This window comes from Bombella intestini (assembly GCF_002003665.1).
Taxonomy (GTDB): Bacteria; Pseudomonadota; Alphaproteobacteria; order Acetobacterales; family Acetobacteraceae; genus Bombella; species Bombella intestini.
This window is the reverse complement of record NZ_JATM01000002.1, coordinates 346,282-366,326: the sequence shown is the minus strand read 5'-3', so window position 1 is coordinate 366,326 and position 20,045 is coordinate 346,282. Positions and strand designations below refer to the sequence as shown.

18 protein-coding genes are annotated in these 20,045 nt (G+C 57.9%); 8 read left to right on the top strand and 10 right to left on the bottom strand.

The annotated features are described in order from the left end of the window. Nucleotides 1–2: 2 nt before the first annotated feature. Together AL01_RS04810 and nadC are read left to right on the top strand one after the other, a co-directional pair. The gene (locus AL01_RS04810; RefSeq protein WP_077396296.1) at nucleotides 3–1,469 is read left to right on the top strand and encodes an L-aspartate oxidase; all 1,467 of its coding nucleotides are present in this window, start codon (nucleotides 3–5) and stop codon (nucleotides 1,467–1,469) included. A gap of 33 nt (nucleotides 1,470–1,502) precedes the next feature. Continuing rightward, a complete protein-coding gene (gene nadC, locus AL01_RS04805) occupies nucleotides 1,503–2,372 on the top strand; it encodes a carboxylating nicotinate-nucleotide diphosphorylase (RefSeq protein WP_077396295.1) in 870 nt (289 codons plus the stop codon). Between the two features lie 4 nt (nucleotides 2,373–2,376). On the opposite strand, the gene gloB is transcribed toward nadC, so the two are convergent. After that, nucleotides 2,377–3,084 (bottom strand): hydroxyacylglutathione hydrolase, encoded by a 708-nt coding sequence (gloB, locus tag AL01_RS04800; protein ID WP_206599221.1) that lies wholly within the window; start codon nucleotides 3,082–3,084, stop codon nucleotides 2,377–2,379. A gap of 174 nt (nucleotides 3,085–3,258) precedes the next feature. Between gloB and AL01_RS04795 the strand changes: the two genes are divergently transcribed. Further along, nucleotides 3,259–3,936: a phosphatidylserine decarboxylase gene (locus AL01_RS04795; RefSeq protein WP_077396356.1), complete on the top strand. Its 678-nt coding sequence runs from the start codon at nucleotides 3,259–3,261 to the stop codon at nucleotides 3,934–3,936. Nucleotides 3,937–3,973: 37 nt separating this feature from the next. Beyond that, nucleotides 3,974–4,813 (top strand): CDP-alcohol phosphatidyltransferase family protein, encoded by an 840-nt coding sequence (locus AL01_RS04790; protein ID WP_241502700.1) that lies wholly within the window; start codon nucleotides 3,974–3,976, stop codon nucleotides 4,811–4,813. Here AL01_RS04790 and AL01_RS04785 read toward each other — a convergent pair. Then, the gene (locus AL01_RS04785; protein ID WP_077396293.1) at nucleotides 4,729–5,247 is read right to left on the bottom strand and encodes an NADH-quinone oxidoreductase subunit B family protein; all 519 of its coding nucleotides are present in this window, start codon (nucleotides 5,245–5,247) and stop codon (nucleotides 4,729–4,731) included. The genes AL01_RS04790 and AL01_RS04785 overlap by 85 nt on opposite strands. A 107-nt stretch (nucleotides 5,248–5,354) precedes the next feature. Between AL01_RS04785 and AL01_RS04780 the strand changes: the two genes are divergently transcribed. After that, nucleotides 5,355–6,272, top strand: coding sequence for a diacylglycerol/lipid kinase family protein (locus AL01_RS04780; RefSeq protein WP_077396292.1), 918 nt, complete (start codon nucleotides 5,355–5,357; stop codon nucleotides 6,270–6,272). Here the strand turns inward: AL01_RS04780 and AL01_RS04775 are convergent. The 8 genes from AL01_RS04775 to AL01_RS04740 all read right to left on the bottom strand — a co-directional run bounded on the left by AL01_RS04775 (nucleotide 6,269) and on the right by AL01_RS04740 (nucleotide 16,740). Beyond that, nucleotides 6,269–9,139: a TonB-dependent receptor domain-containing protein gene (locus tag AL01_RS04775; protein WP_241502699.1), complete on the bottom strand. Its 2,871-nt coding sequence runs from the start codon at nucleotides 9,137–9,139 to the stop codon at nucleotides 6,269–6,271. The genes AL01_RS04780 and AL01_RS04775 overlap by 4 nt on opposite strands. Before the next feature lie 94 nt (nucleotides 9,140–9,233). Continuing rightward, complete coding sequence (locus tag AL01_RS04770; protein ID WP_158075932.1) at nucleotides 9,234–10,670, bottom strand: NADH-quinone oxidoreductase subunit D-related protein; 1,437 nt, start codon at nucleotides 10,668–10,670, stop codon at nucleotides 9,234–9,236. 2 nt (nucleotides 10,671–10,672) lie between these two features. Continuing rightward, on the bottom strand, nucleotides 10,673–11,878 hold the full coding sequence (locus AL01_RS04765) for a hypothetical protein (RefSeq protein ID WP_077396290.1): 1,206 nt from the start codon (nucleotides 11,876–11,878) through the stop codon (nucleotides 10,673–10,675). Beyond that, nucleotides 11,878–12,414: a hypothetical protein gene (locus AL01_RS04760; protein ID WP_077396289.1), complete on the bottom strand. Its 537-nt coding sequence runs from the start codon at nucleotides 12,412–12,414 to the stop codon at nucleotides 11,878–11,880. The genes AL01_RS04765 and AL01_RS04760 overlap by 1 nt, the downstream gene beginning before the upstream one ends. Next, nucleotides 12,411–13,280 (bottom strand): hypothetical protein, encoded by an 870-nt coding sequence (locus AL01_RS04755; protein WP_077396288.1) that lies wholly within the window; start codon nucleotides 13,278–13,280, stop codon nucleotides 12,411–12,413. Before AL01_RS04755 ends, AL01_RS04760 begins: the two co-directional genes overlap by 4 nt. Further along, on the bottom strand, nucleotides 13,280–14,608 hold the full coding sequence (locus tag AL01_RS04750) for a hypothetical protein (protein WP_077396287.1): 1,329 nt from the start codon (nucleotides 14,606–14,608) through the stop codon (nucleotides 13,280–13,282). Before AL01_RS04750 ends, AL01_RS04755 begins: the two co-directional genes overlap by 1 nt. 9 nt (nucleotides 14,609–14,617) lie before the next feature. Beyond that, a complete protein-coding gene (locus AL01_RS04745) occupies nucleotides 14,618–15,112 on the bottom strand; it encodes a DNA polymerase III subunit chi (RefSeq protein WP_077396286.1) in 495 nt (164 codons plus the stop codon). 110 nt (nucleotides 15,113–15,222) lie between these two features. Further along, a complete protein-coding gene (locus tag AL01_RS04740; RefSeq protein WP_077396285.1) occupies nucleotides 15,223–16,740 on the bottom strand; it encodes a leucyl aminopeptidase in 1,518 nt (505 codons plus the stop codon). Nucleotides 16,741–16,956: 216 nt separating this feature from the next. On the opposite strand from AL01_RS04740, the gene AL01_RS04735 reads away from it, so the two are divergent. The 3 genes from AL01_RS04735 to AL01_RS04725 are packed head-to-tail and all read left to right on the top strand — an operon-like array spanning nucleotide 16,957 to nucleotide 20,025. Further along, entirely contained in the window at nucleotides 16,957–17,748 is a 792-nt protein-coding gene (locus tag AL01_RS04735; RefSeq protein ID WP_077396284.1) for a 3'(2'),5'-bisphosphate nucleotidase CysQ family protein, read from the top strand. A gap of 53 nt (nucleotides 17,749–17,801) precedes the next feature. Then, nucleotides 17,802–18,854 carry an L-threonylcarbamoyladenylate synthase gene (locus AL01_RS04730; protein ID WP_077396283.1) on the top strand — a complete coding sequence of 351 codons (1,053 nt, stop codon included), beginning with the start codon at nucleotides 17,802–17,804 and terminating at the stop codon, nucleotides 18,852–18,854. 1 nt (nucleotide 18,855) lies between these two features. Then, the gene (locus AL01_RS04725; RefSeq protein WP_077396282.1) at nucleotides 18,856–20,025 is read left to right on the top strand and encodes an LptF/LptG family permease; all 1,170 of its coding nucleotides are present in this window, start codon (nucleotides 18,856–18,858) and stop codon (nucleotides 20,023–20,025) included. The last annotated feature ends 20 nt before the right edge of the window (nucleotides 20,026–20,045 follow it).

The window sequence follows — 20,045 nt, the reverse complement described above, 5'->3', positions numbered from 1 at the left end:
CCATGCAGGGACATATCCTTTCCCGCTACGCAGGTTGGCCTGTCATCATCGGGGCTGGCTTAGCCGGACTGATGGCTGCGCTGGAGATGGACGGCCCCTGCGTGCTGCTTGCTCCTTCCTTCACAGGAGAAGGGACATCCAGCACCCTCGCCCAAGGGGGTATGGCTGCGGCTGTCGCCCCCGGTGACAGCCCAGCTAGCCATGCCGAGGATACGCTCAAAGCTGGGGCCGGGTTATGCGATCCCGCCATCGTACAACGTATCACCGAGGCGGGACCTCAGGCTGTCGAAACCCTTCTACGGCTCGGCGTCCCTTTAGCCCGTGATGAAAACGGCCAGCTTGCCCTCCATCTGGAAGCCGCCCACAGCCATAACCGAATTGTCTTTGCCGGTGGCGACCGAAGCGGGCAGGTCATTCTGCAGCATATTCTTCAACAGGCTCAAAAAAAGGAAAATATCCACTGGCTACAGGCCACTCTGGAAGGGTTCCATGCACATAATGGCACCTTGCAGGGCCTATGGTCATCTGCCGGTTTCATCCCCACACAACATTGCATTCTGGCCAGTGGAGGGTGCGGTGGGCTGTATCAACACACGACCAGCCCGCTCTCTAACCGGGGCGTAACGCTCGCTCTGGCTGCACAAGCGGGAGCCACCGTGCGCGACATGGAGTTCACGCAGTTTCATCCTACAGCTCTCGTCACGCCGGACCAGACAAACCGCCTATCCCTCATCAGTGAGGCCGTGCGGGGGGCCGGGGCCGTGCTACGGCTGGATGATGGCCACCGCTTTACGAATGAACTCGCCCCCCGTGATGTCGTCAGCCGAGCTATCGCTGCCCAACTGCGGGAGGGCCGCACCGTCTTTCTAGATGGCCGCTCTCTACCAGACGGGCCTTTTAGCGCACGCTTCCCCGGCATCACACAAGCCTGCCAAAAGGCAGGTCTTGATCCGAATACTCAGCTACTCCCTGTTCAACCTGCCATGCACTACCATATGGGCGGCCTAAAGGTAGATCAGACAGGCCGCACGACCTTGAAGGGACTATGGGCCTGCGGAGAAGTCGCTTGCACTGGTTTGCATGGGGCCAACAGGCTGGCCAGCAACTCCCTACTAGAGGCTCTAGTCTGCGGGCAGTGGGCGGGGCAGGATGTCAACGCCGCCCATCAGGATACAAGCACCTCTCTCATCACCACGGCACCAGAACGCCCCACCTTCACAACGGACTGGCCTTTCCGAGCTGAAATGCAGCAGCATCTTGGGATTCTCCGCACCCGTAAGGGATTGGAAGAGTTCTTAGACCGCACCCTGCCACTAGCCCGCCAGAATCTCTGCGCCCTAACAGCTTCCTTCATCGGCTGGGCCGCTCTACACCGCCCGGAGCAGAGAGGAGCACACTGGCGGGAAGATACACCCGCCCCTCAACCTCCCCATCACATCGACATGCGGCTGACCGACCTGCCCCTGTAACCTCCCCACACTCAGCATCAGGATATTCCCTTCATGGCCCTCGATACGCTTTTCCTGCCCGACCTACTTTGGGAACCAGTCATCACCAACGCCCTACGGGAAGATTTCGGCACGGGTGGAGACGTCACCACGCAAGCACTCATGCAAGGCAAACCCACATTGAGGGCCTCCTTCGTTGCTCGGCAGGATGGACGACTAGCCGGGCTGCCCGGTGCCCGTCTGGCTTTCACCCTGCTGGATGGCAACACACGCTTTACAGCCTTCAAGCAGGATGGTGACCGCATCACCCGTGGGGATGTTCTGGCCGAAGTGGAAGGCACAGCCAGTGCCGTGCTGGGTGGGGAACGTGTGGCCCTCAATCTACTCTCTCACCTTAGCGGGATCGCCACCATAACGGGGCAGATTGTGGACTCCGTGGAAGGCACGGGGGTGAGCATCTGCTGTACCCGCAAGACACTCCCGGGCCTGCGTGCCCTACAGAAATATGCCGTCCGAGCAGGCGGTGGCAGCAACCATCGCCACAGGCTGGATGATGCCATCATGCTCAAAGACAATCATCTAGCCCTGTTTGGCAGCAACATTCCCGCCGCTCTGGCCGCTGCCCGCCAACGGGCCGGACATCTCATGAAAATCGAGCTGGAAGTAGACTCCCTCTCCCAGCTCGCCGAGGCCCTGCAATGTTCCGACGGGCCGGATGCCTACCTGCTGGACAACATGACACCCGCCATGCTGCGAGAGGCCGTAAACATGATTGAGGGCCGTGCCATTGCCGAGGCTTCGGGCGGCATCACCCCCACCACGGCCCGAAGCATTGCGGAAAGTGGCGTGGATATCCTCTCACTCGGCTGGCTCACACATAGCGTGACAGCTCTGGATATCGGGCTAGACATCCGCACGGCCTGACAGCTCAGAACTGGTCTTTCTGCTTCCGCAGGCGGGCCAGTTCTTCTGGCGTCTTAGCCATCAGGAAAGGATTGGTCTGCCGCTCCACACCCAGCGGAACAGGTACGGAAGGCTGCCCCTCCTCTCTCAGTGCCGCCACCTCTGCCATGCGGGCCTCAAGAGCTGGTGTCTTCTTCCCCAGTGAAGCGATGAATTTCAGGTTCCCCTGTGTGTATTCATGGCCGGGGCAAAGCAGGGTTTTATCCGGCAAATCATCAAACTGACGGAAGCTCGCAAAAAGTTGCTCTGCACTGCCCTCGAATAAACGACCACTCCCACCGCTGAACAGCGTATCACCACTAAACAAGGCTGGCGTCTGCCCACTCAGTGCATAGCAGAGGTGATCCAGCGTATGGCCCGGCGTAGCCATGACACGAAATGTCAGCCCCGCAAGAGAAACCTCATCACCATCCTTTAAGGGGTGATCGACTCCCGCCACATCAGAAGGCCCATAGACAGGCACATCATAACGCTGCTTCAGCGCAGCTGCGCCGCCGACATGATCACCATGATGGTGCGTCAACAAAATAGCCGCCGGAGCTTCCTCCCCTAGAGCCGCCTCTGCCGGTCCAGCCTCGCCGGGATCAATAACCACCCACGGGCCACCATCTCTACGAACGAACCAGATGTAATTATCCTGAAACGCCAGAACGGGCTTTATTTCCACACTCATGAAACCTCTCTTCACGCAGGGTTATCCCGCAAGAAGGCAGGATAACAAGAGCCAGACCCCCAAGATGGGACGTACCACTCGCCCCTGCAACCACGAGGCCCACCGCCATCATCCTGTAACTATCCCCTCAATGAAATACTTGACCCATCCGGTGGGTGACGTATGAGTAATCCCATGTCACTGATCAAATCTTTCAAACTCGTCCTTGCTCCGCCGCATCGTGCAGCAACTCCCTTCCTCGGCATCGGCCTGCTGACTGGTGTTTTCGGGCGGGCCACGCCGTGGCGGCTGACACGGGCGCTGGGTACGGCAGGTTTTGCCTTCACCGGCTTCTGCCTTTACTTCTTCCGCAACCCAAAGCGGACCTCGCCACAGGGTGACAACCTTGTTCTCTCCAGTGCAGATGGCCGTGTAACGGGTATCTCCATGGTCCCGCCGCCGCCAGCGTTGGAGATGGGCAGTGAGCCGGTTTGGCGGGTTTCGACCTTCCTTTCCGTACTGGATGTGCATGTAAATCGTATGCCCGTAAGCGGGACAATCACCAAAATTGCCTACCATGCAGGCAAGTTCCTCAATGCCAGTTTAGACAAAGCATCCGAGCATAATGAGCGCAACGAACTTCGTGTGACCCTCAAGGATGGCCGTCAGGTGGCTGTTGTGCAGATCGCCGGACTGGTCGCCCGTCGTATTCTCTGCGATGTGCAGGAGGGTGAGCACGTCCAAGCTGGGGAGCTGTTCGGCCTCATCCGCTTTGGTTCCCGCACGGATATCTATCTGCCACCGGGCGTCACTCCCGACGTTCTGGAAGGACAGACCATGATCGGAGGCGAGACGGTCATAGCGAAGCTCTGAGGATCAGTACATGCAGAAGCTATCTTCTAAAACGACCATGATACATAGATACCGGCGCAAGCGGCGCAGGGTCCGTGGGCTGTCCTTCAATCGGCTTGTCCCTAATATTCTGACAATGCTTGGCCTGTGCGCAGGGTTAAGTGCCATCAAATTTTCCATGACAGGCCATTTTACTCATGCCGCCGGTGCTCTGCTGATCTCCGCCTGCATGGATGGGCTGGACGGACGCATCGCTCGACTGCTGAAGGGAACATCCCGCTTCGGAGCTGAATTTGATAGTCTCTCGGACTTTGTCTGTTTCGGTGTCGTGCCTCCCTTCATCCTTATGCTGTGGGCTTTGCCCGCTACGCAGCGTTTGTCCTTCATCCCTTTCATTCTCTTTACAGTCTGCATGGCTCTGCGGCTGGCACGCTTCAACTCCGCATTGGATGATGATACGACGCCGGAATACGCTGCTAATTTCTTCTCCGGCGTACCTGCACCAGCAGGGGCTGGGCTTGCGCTTTTCCCGGTTTTTCTGGGGCTAGAAGCAAAACGCAACAATCTGACATGGCTTGAGCATTTTGCTCACTCCCCTTGGCTGTCCGCTGGCTGCCTGATCGTCACCGCTTTGCTGCTGGTCTCCACCCTGCCGATCTGGTCCTTCAAAAACTTTAAGGTCCCAGCACGCTACATTCTGCCCATGCTGGTCGGTGTCGGTGCCTATGCTGCCATTCTGGTCGCAGAACCGTGGGGCGCTCTGGCTGCGGCCGGTGTTCTCTACCTCGTCATGATCCCACTATCCCGCCGGTCTTACTGGCGGCTACGCCGTGAGGCTGAAGAAGCTTGGGAACTGGTAGAAGACAGACCCCCCTCTGCTAGCTCGACCAACGCCTGAAGAATAGCAGCCGGAGATGGTGGACAGCCGGGAATAGAACCATATACCCGGCTGAGCGCATGAAGACCGCCCAGCGTGGCATATGTATTCTTCCACATACCGCCATCATGGGCGCAGTCTCCTACTGCTACGAGACTGCGGCCTGCGGGCATGGCCTCCCACGCACTGGCTAATGCCCCCGCACAAGACCGTGTCACGGACCCGGTAACTAAAAGCCAGTCTGCATCCTCTGGATGCCGCACAGACTGAAAGCCACTCCCCTCCAGCGGGTAAGCACTGCTCCCCAGAGACAGCAGCTCCATCGCACATCCCTCGCAGCTTCCTGTCTCCAGTGAGAACAGCCGTATCCGCCGCCCCTGCCGCCTCATGTGCTGGGGACGCCATTTCTGCACGTCCAGAAAAGCGAGCATCATGGTCAAGGGGGCTGGTTGCATGACGAGTGATCCTCACAAAACAAAAGACTGACAAAAACCTACATCAGAGGTTCCATGACAGGCACTATATAGCGTCCCACCCCAGAGTGAAGTACCGTTGCCCTACTATGCCTCTATCACGCCCCTCACGGAGCCCCGGCCATCACAAAGCCCTGCTCATCGTCAATCCGACTGCTGGACATTATTCCCCTCGAAGGCTGACAGACTTCGTATGCCATTTAGAGCGAGCTGGACTGAAGGTGCAGGTTGCCATAACCCGCTACCGGGGTCATGCGGGTGAGATCGTCCAGACCCATCTACCTGAAACAGACCTCATCCTTGCTGGAGGTGGTGACGGAACGATTGCGGAAATCGCCCATGCCATGCTGGGCAGTTCCTGCCATCTCGCCCTCTGGCCGGTCGGGTCCGCCAATGTGCTCGCACTGGAGCTCAACATCCCCTTCTCTGATGCCCGTAACGCCGCTCTGATTGCCAGCGGGCAAACCCAAACCCTTTGGCCGGGATGGCTCACCACGAACGGCCAGCCCACCCCCACCCTGTTCCTCCAAATGGTGGGTATCGGACCCGATGGATGGGTAGTGCAGCAGCTTTCCTCTGCCCTCAAGAAGCGTATCGGACGATTGGCCTATCTGCTCACAGCCCTGCGACTGCCGCTTGCGTACCCCTTCCATGCTTTTGAAACCTGCGTGGACGGCCGCACATACAAAGCCCGGCTTACCGTTATCTCCAAAGGGCGACTCTATGGCGGGCCTTTCAGGCTATTCCCTCACAATCATCACGAACAGCCGTCCTTTTCCGTCTTCATGCTGCACCGGTTGAACCCTCTGGCTCTACTAGAACAGGTCTGGGCTTCCTTCTGCCGAAAGACGTGCCCCACTCCTGCTTTTACCCTCATTAAAGGTCAGGTCATCACCAGCTCAGGTCGTCAGCCTGTACCGGTGCAGAGTGATGGTGACTTCCGGGGAGCAACGCCACTGCGCGTCACCAATGCGCCCTCTCCCTTGGTGGTTATCTGCCCCCGTTAGAAATCAGCCCCCACCTGGAGGAAGAAACTTCTTCCAGCGATATAGCTTGAATATTGGGAAAATGCGGTATTGAAAGCCCCATCCGGCACGAATGGCGGACGGCGATTGAAGATATTACTAATACCACCCATGAGCTGAAACTGATGCCACTTTCCTGCCACCGTCACATCATGCAGGATCGTTCCACCAACACGGGTCCGCCCGGATGTAGCCGGGTCAAGGTCTCGATGCCCGTCATTCATCCTCATACCGCTGATGATACGGGTCATCCAGATCACGCTGACATGGTCATGCCGCCATGTCGTGCTGATATAATGCTGCTCTCGTGGTCGCCCGCTACCATTCAAATAGAGCAAACGGCCCGTATAATTCTGCCAGTTGCCATTACGGGTTAACTTCTGCCTGTAGTTTAGAAGATACTGGGTGTTCTCATAAAAACTCAGCTGGTCCCGGTCACTTAAGGGCAGGCTGTAACGCAGGCTGAAATCCAAGCCATCTGTCTTCAAGGCACCGATATTCTGCGGCAGAGCCTCAATAGCTGTGAGCTGCCCACTATTGGAGCGAGGCAGAATAGCACTACAGAAATCAGGCTCGCTCCCCGTATAACACCCATCCAGCAGCGTTTGAGTGCTGAGGGTCGAGATCATGTCTCGTAGGCTATAATGCCAGTACTCTACAGAAAGCTGTAATGCCCTAACCGCTCGGGGCGTAATATCCATCCCCACTGTTGCCGTACGCCCATATTCTGGCCCCAACCGGGAATTACCACCGGAAAGGGTCGGTAGCTGCCCTACGAGTGAAGAGGTGAAACTGGCCGGATTAATCCCTTCCTTCTGGCAGCGTGCCCGTACCGCCCCCGCATTACTGCCATAGCTGCTAACATGGGCGCAGGGATCGGATGCGGAAGCATAGCTTAATGTCTGCCCACCATAGACATCATACAAACCCGGCTGCCGGAACGATGTGCCCAGCGTCCCCCGGAATGCCACATCCTGAACCGGTGCCCAGTGCAGACCGGTCTTCCAGTTCAGAGGTGTTCCATAATGATTGTACGAAGAAACACGCCCTTGAAGATCAACTGTCAAATCCCGTGCGAGGAAGGCACGCCTCAATAGAGGAAGCTGGATTTCTCCGTAACCTTCCGAGACGGTAAAGCCTCCACCTGTATAGGCCCCCGCTGCCCCTGTAGAGGCACCTTGCGCCACAAGAGCATCGGGATGGTAGCTAAGCTGCTCGCCCCTATGCTCCATCCCGATCGCCACCCCGACCTCTCCCGCATGACGCCACGGCAGAGCAAAAAGATGCGGGTTCCGCAGGCGCAGCATCGTATCCCGCAACTGATAAGTGGCTCGGTCCTTCTGGGTAAAACGGATATAATCCTTCGCCTGCTGGCTGTAAGGGGCAAAAGGGTTCTGTAACACGCAGCCCTGCGCCACCTGACAGATACCCGGGTCATAAACCACAGCACTACGAGGGTTGGTTACATCAAGCTGCCTCGTGCCGGTCGTCTCCAGAAGATTGCGGTAATTGATCATATCCTGCGTATGGGATGACAGATGGCTCCGCCCATAGGTGTAGGAGGCATCGTAATCCCACCCGCCCCCAATCTGGCCTTTCAACCCCGGCAGGAATGTCCATGTATCAGTGTTAATGTTGTTCCGCCGTGGCCCGACATCCTCCGCCCTCTTGATAACAGATGCATCCATACCCCATGGATTATAAGGGCTAGCAGCAGGGAGTATCCATGAAGATGGCAACGTAGATGGCGGAACGCTCCCCTGTATCGGGGCTGGCGACTGGGTACGGCTCACAAGCGTATGGCTGTAACGTATGGTGCCATAAAGCGTTACAAAACGAGAAAAGCGCTCATGAGCATCAATAGAGGCCGTCCCGTCATCATGACGGTTCATGATCGTGGAATAACGAGCGAAATTGTAGAGGTCACTAGTTATGAAGCGGCGGAAACCGCCCTGTCCGTCCGGGACCATTTTCTGCCCCGTCTGCGGATTTATTAAAACGCCAGACGGAATAATAGACGATCCGTAACTGGGGCTGCCCGTGGCCGGGTTGTCATTCTGGGGCAAGGCTGCCCAGCCCCTATCCCGGTTATAAATAGGCCCGGTTGTGCTATAGCTGCCTGCCAGCGTGACATTGCCACGCCCGCCATCAAAGTTCATGCCATGATAGGCGGAAATTTCCCCGCCCCGAGCATCCCCTACCTGCGTGATGCTCCCCCGCATGGTGATGTTACTCCCCGTCAGGTCGTGCCGCAGATGGATGTTGATAACACCCGCCACGGCATCCGCCCCATAAAGACCTGACCCACCATCCTTGAGAATTTCTACCTTTTCGATCTGCTGCAACGGGATAGTATTGAGGTCCACACATTCGGACCCGGCATTGAGCGGTGCCCGATGCCCATCAATCAGCACAAGCACCCGCCCCTGACCCAGATTTCGCAAATCCGTACAGGAGGCGCCTTTACCACCGTTAGTCATACTATTGGGTGAACCAGATGACCCGATGGAAGGCATACGTTGCAGATAATCCCCCAGAGAGGTCACGGCACTACGCTGTATGTCCTTCCCCGTAATGGTCTGCACAGCATTAGGCGAATTCTTCCGTCCGCCCTGAAGGAAAGAGCCCGTAACCGTCAACTGCTCAACAGGCGAAGCACCAGTCCGAACCGCCTGAAGTGGCCGCCTATCTACTGGTTTCTTAGGGTGCTTCCTATCGTGAGTGGTCAGAACTGCCTTTACTGGCACCTGCTGCGCCACCGGCTCTGCCTGAAGCGGACACACCATCAAAGCCGGACAGACCAAGCCCCCACCCAGCATGAGGACAATGCCCCGTCTGATTAGCCGCACAACCCCTCACACAGCATATGCAAATATTAAACTATATTTTATATGTTATAATATAACATTTTGCTGAGAGCCAGCCCTTTTCACGCAGACATCATTACAAGGCCACACCTGCTGGCGATAGGCCCAAGGATACTAGAGCAAGGCTCAATCCCTCCGGCTCTTGCCCTTCCAAAACAGCCCCCAGAACGGCCAGAAGTGGCATTAATGGATCCCGTATCTGCACATTGGCCAGCCGCCCTTCTTTCAGAACGACATGATACCAAACATCCCCTCGCGCTCCTTCGGCTACACCCAGCCCTTCATCCGTGCGCGGCACGGCTTGCTGGTCACTCTCCTGCCCGTAGCCAGCCGTTATACATTCCAGAATCCTAAGAGATTCCTCACTTTCAGCCAGACGCTGCCGGTTGCGAGCCCATGCATCGCCCTCATGCCGCCCTGCACTCTTCATCGCCTGCGGACGGACCCCTTCATCCATGTATCGCATGTCCAAATACCGCCCACTGGCCCGCCCGGTTACCCCGCCCAGCGCATAATCCCACGCTAGGTCTGTCGGCACGGTAGCCACGTTTTTCAGGCGTCCCTCAAAAAGGCGGGCAAGCTGTTTTATCTGCTCCAATCGTGGAGCCAGTCCCTGAACAACAGCCTGTGCAAAAGGAATAATGGCCTCCACACCACTAAGCCCTTCCAGACTGATACTGTCGGTCAAACGTCGTGACAGGCCATGATCCATACAACGCTTGGCTAGGCACTCCCGTGCATGGTCGCACAAGCTCGCCAGCAAACCGGCCCCGGCCTGATGGGCTGTCTGTGCCATATCAAACAAATGCAGCCCTAACCGCTCCACCTCCAGTAGGATCAGCCGCCTATCTCGCTCTCGTGGGTCTATCCGGCGACTCTCGGCCTGCTCCAACGCCCGGACAAAGGCCAACGGATGGGCGACAAATCCACTTGCCGAAATACGAGCCACAAGCGGCATGGCCTCCTGCGGGGTCAACCCAATCAAACGAGATAAAACACCCCTATGACCAGCAGATATCTGTACATCGACCTGCTGCATCACCCCCTCCGCCAGCACATAATCCACACCGAGCAGACCCGGCACAGATGTACGGGAAGGTTCTACCTTGCATCGAGGTAGTGGTTGTCCGCCCCCCTCGCTAACGGGCAAAGGATTAGCAGACAGTGGTGCCGTTAACGACCAGCTGCCATCATCCAATGCTGGACTATCATCCAACGCAGACCAAGCCTCTACCCCCCAGAGGTCTCTCGCAATGCGCTCTCCCCACTGGGCCGCTGGAAAATAATGCGAAACTGCCTGATACCGCCCTTGTACCACCGCCGTACTAAGAAGCAGGGGCTGCTCCCCTTTCAGCAGGAACAGGGCCGTTGCCCATTCTTCATCTGCCCAGAAAGCCAGTAGTGCCATCGTGCGCACATTCTGCTGCAAGAGACTCTGCCAGCCCTCTGCCGTCACACGATAATGGAACAGCCCGACACGCTCCCCCTCAAAGAGGGCTGATTCTTCCATCATGGTCAGCGTCCTTTCAGAACAGGCAGCGGCTGAACCGACAGGACACCCCATGCCAACAAGGTAGCAACCAACAAGTTCAGCAGAATGAGCAGGAGCAGAAGGCCCCGCATTAGTCCTCCACCCCGCTGCCAGACCGTAAGAACATTCCTCGGCAGGGTCTCAAGCTCTAACTGCCGGAAACCCAGCATCACACAAACCAAAAGTCCTGCCAAAGCAACCCAGCCCAACAACGGCGCCAACACAACCAGTACAATTATGATGACGGGTAGCACCATCTGCACAGGTAAAACTAATGCTCCCGCCGGGAAGAAATCCTCACATCCCAAACGCAGAGCCATAGCCAGAAGAGCCACCCCATACAGCAAAAGGAGGCACGGTATCTGCCCCGTTCCCGCAGCCAATATCCCTAGTCCGGTCATCCATGATAGTAGCGGGGGTGTTCCCTGCCGCCGCACGATCATGCCCACCATGGCAAGCAGACCAGCAATGACCATGAGATGCTGCATAAAGGGCGTCCCGGCCAGCAACGTCATGAGAAATAGTGGAATAAAACGCAGCCCCACATCCAGCAGGACCAATTCTGCCCGACTGGACGCCACACTGCCCAGCCCCGCCATCATGCACAACCCCGCCAACGCTAGCACCTGACCAACCTGTGCCGCACTGTCATTGCTGGAGAAAACGCTCCCGCCCTGCATCACGACCAACCCAAGCCCAGCCAGAATCACGCCACTCAACCGTAGGCGAACAGCCTCCCAAGCAGGCATAGCCCGCCGGGTTGCCCGTCCATCCCACCAAGCTAGCAGGACTGTTCCTGCACCATCAAAAAACAGAGCCGCCAGAGGGGGGCGTAGCAACAACCCCATAAAGACACAGCCCGTTACCAAGAAAGGCAGATAAATGCCCATCCCTTCCCGGAAGGATGCCTTCGCCTTCACAGGTTCTGCCCCTCGCCGCAGCAGGAAAAGCAATACCGGAACACAGGCCTCCATACCCAGGCAGAGCTCCTGCCCCCATGCCATGCCGGAGGAACAACCCAGCAGGGCCAGACCACTCAGGATCAAACCCAGACGAGCCATAAAACTAGCCTGACCGGGCCGCCGTGACGCCCACAAGGCCCAAACCACCAGAAAGGGCCAGCAGAACAACCCGAACAGAACAGGTGACGCAAAAAGGCCGGGTGAGAAAGACGCTGCCGCCAGTATCATCAATCTTCCTCCACCCGCAGCCAGGCCAACCGGGGTAGAAGCACAAAAGCGAGAAACACCATGACTGCCCACAGTGCCACCGCTGTAATAAACAACCCCCATGACGGCAAAATAGCCGCCACGACCATAAGCCCATCCACGGCCATGATCAGCCCGCAGAACTGTGCGAGAGCTACACCACAGGCGGCTGAGCACAGACCTGCCAGCACAAGCCCGATGCCAAAGGTCGGCACCAACCCGAGCCCTGCCCCAAAGAAAGCAAGCACGAACTGTAGCAACAATGTCATCACGACCGGCAAAAGGCCTCGTCCACTGGCGAGGAACCGCCCCTGCTGACCTACTGCAAAATGCCGGACAATGCCCCAGAGCAATAGATTAAATACTGGCAGCAAAAGAGCACAAAAGAACGCAAGCACCCCCGTACCAGACGTACCAGCAATAGCCGCACAGAGCAGCCCATAAAACGGCAGCCAACGTCCATCCCGCCCCAGACGCAACAGCACCAGCACCAACGCACAGGCAAAACCGGCCATCATACGGCGAACCTCCCGGCAAGGGCCATCAGTCCGGCCAGCCCTAGCAGGAGGGCAACAAAACGGCCATGCCGGTTCATACCCGTCAACCGCCCTGACGCCACAAGCAAGCTGCCTCCCACAAACCTAACCACCAACCCTACAATGCCTCCCAGCCCTTCCAGACCGAACAAGACGGGCAGGAGCAGGTCCCCCAGAAGCAACGCCCAGCCAACATGATACATCCCTACTATCACCTGCCTTTGGTCTCGGGCGGACCGGCCAGCGGGATACCCCCTCATCACCATATCATCAGCCAGTGCCTGACGGTCAGGCAGGGATGTTGTCAGTGCCAATGCCACGGCACAACAAAGGGCCGTTCCGGCAAGGCTGGACCCCGGAGACGCCAGCAAAAGCCGTTGTACACCTTGCAACCCGGTCACCCCCGGAGCCGCCAGCACAATGAAACATTCCGTCAGACATAGAACGAGACAACAGCGGCCATGCGCCCCTCGGGATAATCCCGGCACGGCCCAGAACGCACCAACCAGCAGAATACCCCCCATCAACAACGGGTCCGCCAGCCAAGCCCCCATCACAGAGCTAGTCTCCGGCATAACGAGGGAAAAGCCAGCAAGACAGAGCAACACCAAAAGCGCCAGAGCCAGCATCAATCCATCATCTACCGGCAAGCCATACCGCAGGGTTAGCCGCCAGAATGTACCGAAGCGGGCATACCGTTCTCGCAAGGGAGATACAGCCCTGCCAACCAGCAGGGCAGGTACATCCTCTTTCAACCAGAACATCACGGGCAGAAGCAGCACTATCACTCCCAACTGGAGGCCCAACTCCAAAAGAACCCGCACCAAGGAAACCAACAATGCCGCCATCACTGCGCCAGCCCCATGACGACCAGTACACCCCCAAGAAAGACCAGCCAGAACACAGATTCCGGCTCCTGCACTGGCGCAAAGGATAGAAGCTCCGTTACAGAAAGCCGAAGGCTCCGGACCTGTCGCTGCACTTGCATCAAAAACCGCCTCAAACTACGAGGCCGGACAGGCTGCGCTTGCATATAGTCATGGAGAACATCCAGACCATTCCGCTCACCATCCTCTAGCGGTAGATCCACATCCTGCACGTCTCCTCGCTCTCTACGGGAGAGGCAACACCAGAGAAGCAGCAAAACCGCCCAGAAAATCGGTAGAGCCATCATGCTGCCATCACCACCAGAGAGGCGATAGAACCACCCTGCCCACGCCGCCCCATGGCCCGTTAACCAGCCCGCCACTATGCCACAGACCGATGGCAGCCCCATAGCCAACAAAAGAACCCACACCAAAAGTCGGCGACGCCCAGCCCACAAAGGAAGTGCTGCTTCACCAAGCACAACCAGACCATCACCACATGAAAGCCCCATGATGGCCACTCCCAGCAAGCAACCAACTACGGTCCACCCCTCTGTGCTACTGCTCAACCCTAGAGCCGCGTGAAGACCAACCCATCCCACAACAAACCCCGGCAACGGCGGAGCGGGAAGCAGTAGCAAGGCAGCACGAGGCCAGATCACCGCAAGGGATTGACAGGCGAGGTCCAACAACAACGCAAAAAGGGCACCTTCCACGCCAAGAAGCATACCCTGCTGGCGGGAGACCTCTATAACACCCAGCAAAAACACAGGCCGGACTAGGCGGCAATACCGATACAGGGACAGCCGATCCGGCCAAGGCCCAGCCATCATGCACAGCCCCGCTAGTACAGCCCCACCTGATACCCACCACAGCGGATGCAAGGCCACCATGCCACGCCCCAGCCCCAACATCAGCAACAACGCCACCAGTCGGGCGGCTCCGTCACTTTCTGCTCTGCCAGCAGCCCAGAAACAAACAGCCATCAATCCCAGCCCACCAAGCCCATCTGGCAGCAGGCCATAGCCAATTAGGGCAGGAATCCCCCATACGGGCTGAAATGCCGTCCCACCTCCCATCAAGATGAGGGCAATAGCTACCAGACAAGACACCGTCCCAGCATGAGGGGACAGAGCCAGAGCCAACATAGCCACGACCATACCGGCCATATGGCAGCCCCCTCGCCGCCAGCGAACCAGCGGTACAGAACGCCAAAGGCCACTGACGAAAACACGGACCTCCCCTTCTCCGCAAAGCAGGGCAACCAGAACGACCAGCAGACAGGCCATGAAAGGGTCATGAAACGGCATAGCCTGTCCTTATCTTTTGGCCCAGCCTTTGGCTTGCTGCTGCCAATATGCCATGCGGTATCCAGCTTGTTTCATCTTTTGCCAGCGCAAGCGAGCATGCTGCACGGCTTCATCATTATGCCCGTCAAAGAGGTCAAATATCCTTGTGAAGCCTGTCAGCTCACCATCCCACGCCCCATTTATGCGGAACAGGAACGCCGCTCCATTGGGAGATTCATCACATGCTGTCAGCCAAATAGGCTGCCGATCCGCATGGCCCATCGCCTGACTGCCATGAGGTAGCCAAACACCGGGGGGGGTAGCCCACAAGGCATTATCCAACGCTGAAACCTGCCCACTATCCTGACAACGAACTACCGCCCGCTCGCCAGTTTCAAGGGTACGTTCCAGCAATGTCGGCAAGGCTGCCTCAAAGGAGGTGCGTGTCAGATGATAGAACCCCACCTGTACATCCCGCGGCTGGTGAACCGCTGCCGTGACCTGCCCTTCAGACTGCTCCTGCATACTATGCCTCTTTCACGAAAGCCCCTGCCAGCCTACCCCCATAAGGGAGACAGCCAGCAGGGGCCAGTCTGACCATCCCTCGTAACGAGGGTGGCCCACTCCTTATACGATCAGTGCTGAGACGACCCAGCCTGATGCAGCCGGACGAACTGGTCCAGCAGACGCACGCCAAAACCGCTAGCCCCCTTCGGGGTAATGGCGGTAGCCTTTTCTGCCCATGCCGTGCCGGCGATATCCAGATGTGCCCAAGGCGTATCCCCTACAAAACGCTTGAGGAATTCTGCTGCCAGAATGGAGCTGCCCGGCCGCCCCCCGATATTCTTCATATCGGCAATATCGGAATCAATCCGGCGATTATAGGCCGCCCCCATCGGCATACGCCACAGAGCTTCACCCGTTTCCTCACCAGCCTGCGTCAACGTATCGGCCAATGTATCATCATTGCTAAACAGCCCTGCATAATCGCTGCCCAGTGCCACAACTATGGCTCCCGTCAACGTGGCCAGATTGACCATCAGAGCAGGCTTAAAAGTCTGCCGTGTATAGGAGAGCAGGTCCGCCAGAACGAGGCGACCTTCTGCATCGGTGTTCAACACCTCGATGGTCTGGCCGCTGTGGCTTTTTACAATGTCACCCGGACGCTGCGCTGCGCCAGACACCATGTTCTCCACCAAACCAACAATACCTACGGCATTAACCGGTGCTTTACGGCGGGCCAGAGCACTCATCACGCCAACAACAGCGGCGGCTCCGCCCATATCCATCTTCATCTCATCCATGCCAGCGGCTGGCTTGATGGAAATACCACCGGAATCAAAAGTCACACCCTTACCAATAAAGGCCAGCGGTGCGCTGTCGGCCTGTGCGGCCCCTTTATGCCGCATAATGACAGTGAACGGCGGCTGCTCGCTGCCCTGCGCCACACCGAGGAGAGCACCAAAACCCAGTGCCTCCATCTGGGCACGATCCAGCACCTCAATCTCCAGACCCAGAGATTCCAACGCCTTAATCCGCCGTGTGAACTCCTCCGGGAACAGCACATTGGCAGGTTCATTGACGAGGTCTCGTGTCAGGAAAACACTCTCGCCTAGTCCTTCTAGCTCTTTCCAAGCTGTCTGGGCGGCATCCACCTGTCCGGCTTCTGGCAAGACAATATGAAGGGCCTTCAGGGCCGGTGTTTTGCTGGTCACTGTTTTGTAACGGTCAAAACGATACCCACCCAGCCGGGCACCTAGCGCAATCTCTGTAGCCAGAGCCGCTTGATCCGCCTCCAGCAACAAAGCAACATCCTGCGCCTCAACAGCACTGGCCTTCAACAGCTTTACGGCTTCACCACCAGCAGTCTGGGCGGCCGTACTAACACTCTGCGGTTCATCATCCGCTGGGGCACAGCCCAGGAGGTGGAACTGCGCCACAGGGCCAGCCGGAGCTATCAGGCTGAGGGCCTGTCCTGCTTTACCGGAAAAATCCCGCAGAGCCACAGCCCGGGACAAGGCACCGCCGAGGGCTTCATCATACTGACGGAACACAGCCCCTTTGGCAAACTCCGCCCCATGACAGAACAGAACGGCTGAAAGGCCGTTTTCACCTTGCGGGCGGGTCTCTGCAACAAAAGAAATATCAATCATATCAAACCTGTTTCATTCTTCCGGTGGGTTACCTTCACCTTCCGGCGTAGCGGTCCCCTCATCTGTAAAGGCCGTTCCTCGCCCCCTGCCCAGCCACTTCGTAACGATGTAGCCTCACATGAGCGTGACGATGGAAGACACCCTCTTTTCAGTCCGCCCACCATAGCAGAGAAGAGGACAAGTGACGAATGCTCCATAATGCGGTAACCTGTTATCATGAATGCTTCCCCCGACACCGCCCCGCAAGACCGTGAACTGCTAACGCTGGCGCTGGAAATCGCCACCGAAGCCGCCGGGATCGTGCGGGAAATTCGTAACCGCGGCTTCCGAACCGAAATCAAGGCCGATTCCTCCCCTGTGACAGAAGCGGACAAGGCATCAGAACGCCACATTCTCGCCCGCTTACGGGATGCTTGCCCGGATATCCCCGCCATTGCCGAAGAAGAACAGGCCGCAGGCATCCATATCCCAGCGGGGAACAGCTACTGGCTGATTGATCCACTGGATGGCACACGAGGCTTTGCGGAAGGGGGAGAAGATTTCACCATCAATATCGGGCTGGTCCGCAATAATAGGCCTGTGTTGGGGGCCGTAGCTCTGCCCGCCAGACGAGGCGTGTATGGTGGAGGCATCGGACAGGGGGCCTTCCAAGTGATTGATGGACAGCACCTTCCCATCCGGACAGCAGAACCCGGGCCGGACGGCCTGCGGGTTATGACGTCTTCTCACCACACGTCAGAACCGCTGCTGAAAAAATGGCTAGCCGGACGGCGTGTCCAGTCCGTCACACGCATGGGCTCCGCCGCCAAAATCATCCTCATTGCCGAAGGCAAGGCCGATTTCTACCCTCGCTTCGGCCCGACCATGGAATGGGACACCGCCGCCCCGCAAGCCATTCTAGAAGCCGCAGGCGGGCACCTTCTGGATGATAACGGCCATACACTGCGTTACGGCAAGACAGGCTGGCTCAATCCACCCTTCTTCTGCACTGGCTATTCACAAGGCTGACATTCCGCTCCTGTTCTGCCCTCTTTCCATTTCATAATCCCGGTCTCATCACTATGCCTCACCCTGCCCCTTCCCATCACCGCACAGAACGGCTTGACCAGGACCATGACGGCATCCGGCGGGCCGCACGGCTGCTCCGTCAGGGTGGGCTGGTCGCTTTCGGAACGGAAACAGTCTACGGGCTGGGTGGGCTGGCAACGTCACAGCGGACGGTAGAGCGCATCTTCCAAGCCAAGGGGCGGCCCTCCTTCAATCCCCTCATCAGTCATTTTGCTTCTGCCGAGGCCGCCTTTGCCGAAGCCGACATGACCATTCCCCTGCGGGATATGGCGTACGCTCTCGCCCAACGGTTCTGGCCCGGCCCGTTGACACTCATCCTGCCACGCCATGCCGAAAGCCGTATCTCCCAAGCTGTTACGGCTGGGCTAGAAACACTGGCTGTACGTGTACCTAAAGGCCGTGCGGTAGAAGAGCTGCTCCGCCTGACAGGGGAGCCCATCGCTGCCCCTTCCGCTAATCGGTCTGGTCGGGTCAGCCCCTCCACCGCACGCCACGTTCTGGATGAGCTGGAAGGCCGGATTGATGCTGTGCTGGATACAGGCCCCTGCACAGTCGGGCTAGAAAGCACCGTGCTGGACCTGACAGGCCCCCACCCCATACTTCGCCGCCCAGGAGGGGTAACGCTGGAAGAACTGCACGATATCTGCGGCTCTACCATCGTTGTAGAGCAGGGGGCAGCAGATGGCAGCACGCCCCGCCCCAATGCGCCGGGGCAGCTATCCTCCCATTATGCACCCTCTCTGCCCGTCCGGTTGGATGCTACCCACATTCAGCCCGGCGAAGCCTTCCTGACCTTTGGCACCCAACAGACCGAAGGCCCGCAGCCCGATCTTACCCTCAATCTCAGCCCCGATGGCAATGTGGAAGAAGCCGCCCGCCGCCTATTTGCAAGCCTACGCCAGCTAGATCAGGCCGCCAACAGGCAAGGGCTGACCGGTATCGCCGTGGCCCCCCTGCCAGAAGCTGGGCTGGGCCGTGCGCTAAAAGACCGGCTACAACGTGCAGCCGCTCCTCGTCCAGCAGATCAGACATCCCCCCCGGCCTGACATGGCCCGGCAGCACGTCCCCAAAACCGAACATATCGACAGACTGGGTAAGCTCTTTCCCCTACGGGACCGTTACATCCTCCTGCACCTTCTTCTAGGGCTGGCCGCCCTGACAGGAGGAGCCACCGCTCTGATATGGCTGACCCAGTCGCTGCATTTCATCAGTATGATCGTTCAGCACGGCCTCTCTCTGCTGGCCTTTCTGCATCTGACCTCATTGATGCTGCCATCCTTCATCACTGTCATTCTGCCCGTAACCTGTTTTCTCGTTATTCTATGGGTGTACCAGCGGCTGGATAATGACCGAGAGCTGACCATCCTTCAGACAACAGGACTATCCCCCCTGCGGCTGGCGTGCCCCGGCCTGCTCTGCGCTAGCCTTGCCACCCTGATAGGCTACGGGCTGAGCCTGTGGGGTGCCCCGCTCGCCTATCATCACTTCCACCGTTATGAGCTAGAAATTCGTAACCGGGCTGCCGCCTTCTTGTTAGAGGAAGGTGTTTTCACGCCCATCTCAAAATCCATGACCGTGTATATCCGTGAGCGGCGCAGTGATGATAGTTTCGGCGGCATCATGATTGAGGATAATCGGGTTCCGGCCACCCCTGTTACCATCCTTGCCGAAGATGGGCTGACAGAACCGCACGGCGACATGTTGCGCCTGATCCTACATAACGGCTCCCGCCAAACCCTAAACCGCCAGACTGGCGAATTGAGTACGCTGCTCTTTCAGCTTGAAACACTGGATTTCGGCTCTCCTCATGGTCAGGCCCTTAGCCCGGATGTGGCCGAACTCACCATGACCCAACTTTTCCACCCTCAAAGCGATCTCCCCATCCACACACGCAACAAGCTGCTCATCGAGGGCTGGACACGCCTAACCGGCCCACTCGCCTGCCTTGCCTACGGCATGATCGGGCTGCTCTGCGTCTTACGGGGGCGGTTTAGCCGTCATGGTAGTTTCATCCGCCCAACGGTCGCCGTTCTGAGCGTTGTCGGGCTTATGATCCTCTCCCTAATGCTCAAAAATCTAGCTGAACGGAACCCTGCCCTTGTGCCCCTCCTATGGCTGGAGGTCTTGCTACCCATCGTAGTAGGCGGTGGCCTTTTCCTACGGGATGCCACCCGCCATTACAGGCTATCCCCCGTTTCCTTTCCGGCCTCCCGATAGACCCGGTACGACTGAGAGGT